We start from the raw sequence: 2,601 nt of genomic DNA on the forward strand, positions 1-2,601 counted from the left end.
GGACTACGTCGCCGTTCCGATCAGCCGTACCCAGCTGTACATCGTGTGGCTCGACCCGAGCACGTACGCGATCGTCGACGTGTTCGTGTTCAACTTCGCCACCCACACCGTGTTCGACTACGCGCCGGGCAGCGCCACGCCGCAGAGCGCGGGAACGATCAAGATCGTCAAGCGCGGCCAGCACAAGATCCCGTAGCAAGCCCAAGCCCAAGCCCCGCAGCCCCTTGGCACGGGCGCGGCCCGGGCGGATAATCCGCCCGGGCCGCGGTAAGCGGCCGCAGTCCGGGTGGAAGCCGAGCGGCGGTCCTCCGGAAGGGAGCAAGGGTCATGGGCGTATTCAGCGTATCGGGGCGCTTGCGCCCTGCCAGGCGGCGACGTGCGGTGTGGGCGGCGGTCGCGTCCCTTCTCGGCGGAGCCGGGCTGACCGTGCTGACCGCGGGCGGCGCCGCGGCGCAGGCCGTGGCGCCGCCCTGCCCGGCGGCGGTCATCAGCGGTAACACAGCGACGGTCAGCTGCGAGTACACCGGCGGCGCCCAGTCATGGACGGTGCCGCAGGGGGTGACGCAGGCGACGTTCACGCTGTACGGCGCCGAGGGAGGCGCGTCCTCGTCCGGTGAGTCCGGCGGGCTGGGCGCGCAGGTCACCGCCACGCTGGCGGTCAGCCCGGGGACGGTACTCCAGGTCGACGTCGGGCAGGGCGGCGGGACCAATGACGCGGCCAGCACGTTCAACGGCGGCGGCCCCGGGGCGGGCGGCGCGGGCGACGGCGGCGGCGGGAGCGACGTGCGCGGCCAGGCCGCGGACGGCAGTTACCCGGTGACCAGCGACCTGCTGGCGGCCGGGGGCGGCGGCGGCGCGGGCCAGGACGGTTCCTCATCTGGCGGCCCGGGCGGCAACGCCGATTCCTCCGGCGCCCAGGGGCAGGGGGCATTCGGCATCCTGACCGGCGGCGGCGGAGGCGGCGCCGGGACGGACATGGCCCCCGGCGGCGGCGGTGGCGGCGGGTTCGACAACGGCGCCAGCGGCGCCGGCGGCGGCACCGGTGCCAGCCAGGGAACCGGCGGCGGCGGCGCGGCGAACGGCGGCGGCGGAGGCGGCGGCTACAACGGCGGCGGAGGCGGCGGGCAAGGCGGGGTCAACCCCATTGGGTTCGGCCTCGGCGCCGGCGGCGGCGGAGGCGGCGGCGGGGCCAGCTACCCCGAAGACGTGGCCGGGGTCACGGTCGTCGACGGGGTCGCGGCACCGGACGACGCCCCGAACGGCGAAGTGATCATCAGCTACGAGGTGCCGCTCGCGGTGACCACCGCCAGCCTGTCGGCCGCCACGCTGGGCTCGGTCTACTCGGCGACGCTGGCCGCGACCGGTGGCAACCCGCCCTATTCCTGGTCGCTGACCAGCGGGTCGCTGCCGCCCGGGCTATCGCTGGACGCCTCGGCCGGGGTGATCTCCGGGACGCCGGTGCTGGCCGGCACGTTCGGCTTCACCGTGCAGGCGACGGACTCGACCAGCCCGACGCCGCAGACCGCCACGGCGCAGCTGTCCATCACGGTCGGCGGATGCGCCACGACGATCACCGGGAGCCACGCCGGGCCGCTGACGATCGGATCCGGCGTCACCTGCCTGGCCGGGGCGACCGTCTCCGGGCCGGTGAAAATCACTGCCGGGGCGGTGGTCTCCGTGGCCAGCTCGCGGCTGGCCGGGCCGCTGTCCGCCAGCGACCCGGGCAGCCTGGCGGTATGCGGCTCGACGGTGAGCGGCCCGGTGTCGGTGTCCGGCGCGACCGGGCTGGTGCTGCTCGGCGGGACCGCCGGCTCCCCGTGCGGGCAGGACGCCATCAGCGGCCCGGTCACCCTCAGCGGGAACACCGGCGGGCTGACCCTGACCGGGAACACGATCAGCGGCCCGGCCAGCATCAGCGGTAACAGCGGCGGCGCGGTGGTGGCGGGCAACACGATCGACGGACCGCTGTCCTGCTCGGGCAACAACCCGGCCCCGGCCGACAACGGCCAGCCCAACACGGTCCAGGGCCCGGCCAGCGGCCAGTGCTCCACGCTGGCCTGACCGGTGCGGCATCCGGTCAGCGTCGGGCCTGCGCCCCAGCCTGCTCTGCGGCAGCCCGCTGCGCCCCAGCCCGCTGCGCGGCAGCCCATCCGCCACGCGCGAGATCCGGCGGAATGTCATAGCCCGCCCCTACGATGTTCGCCATGGCAGGCGGGGAAACCAGCGGGACCACAGGCGGGACGAGCGGCCGGATCAGCTTCGACGACGTCGCCTGGCTGCGCGCCAACAGCCCCGCCTGGCGCCTGCTGCGCGCGGACAGCGCGCCGCTGGTGCTCAGCTTCCTGCACCGGGTGTTCGTCGCGGACAACGTCCGCTCGATCGCCGCCACCGAGCTGGCAAGCCGCCTGGACGACGAGCTCTACGCGCTGAACGAGCGCACGCCCAGGAGCTTCCCCAAGCCGGCCAAGGCTTACCTTGACGACTGGGCGAGCCCGGAGTCCGGGTGGCTGCGCAAGTACTACCCAGAAGGCAGCGACGAGCCGCACTTCGACGCGACCCCGGCGGTGGAGAAGGCCCTGCAGTGGGTGCGCGCGCTGGGCG

The 2,601-nt window shown here is 74.9% G+C and carries 3 protein-coding genes; all 3 read left to right on the forward strand.

Features of this window, described 5'->3' with window-relative positions; genetic code table 11:
- The coding region (locus tag Q1N79_RS13605) for a hypothetical protein (RefSeq protein ID WP_300602664.1) at window positions 1–196 on the forward strand (196 nt) is incomplete at its 5' end.
- A gap of 131 nt (window positions 197–327) precedes the next feature.
- Complete coding sequence (locus Q1N79_RS13610) at window positions 328–2,061, forward strand: Ig domain-containing protein (RefSeq protein WP_300609008.1); 1,734 nt, start codon at window positions 328–330, stop codon at window positions 2,059–2,061.
- A 143-nt stretch (window positions 2,062–2,204) separates the two neighbouring features.
- Window positions 2,205–2,601, forward strand: a 397-nt coding sequence (locus Q1N79_RS13615; protein ID WP_300609010.1) for a DUF3375 family protein, incomplete at its 3' end; no start/stop codon positions are given.

Source organism: Trebonia sp. (assembly GCF_030042015.1).
GTDB lineage: Bacteria > Actinomycetota > Actinomycetes > Streptosporangiales > Streptosporangiaceae > Trebonia.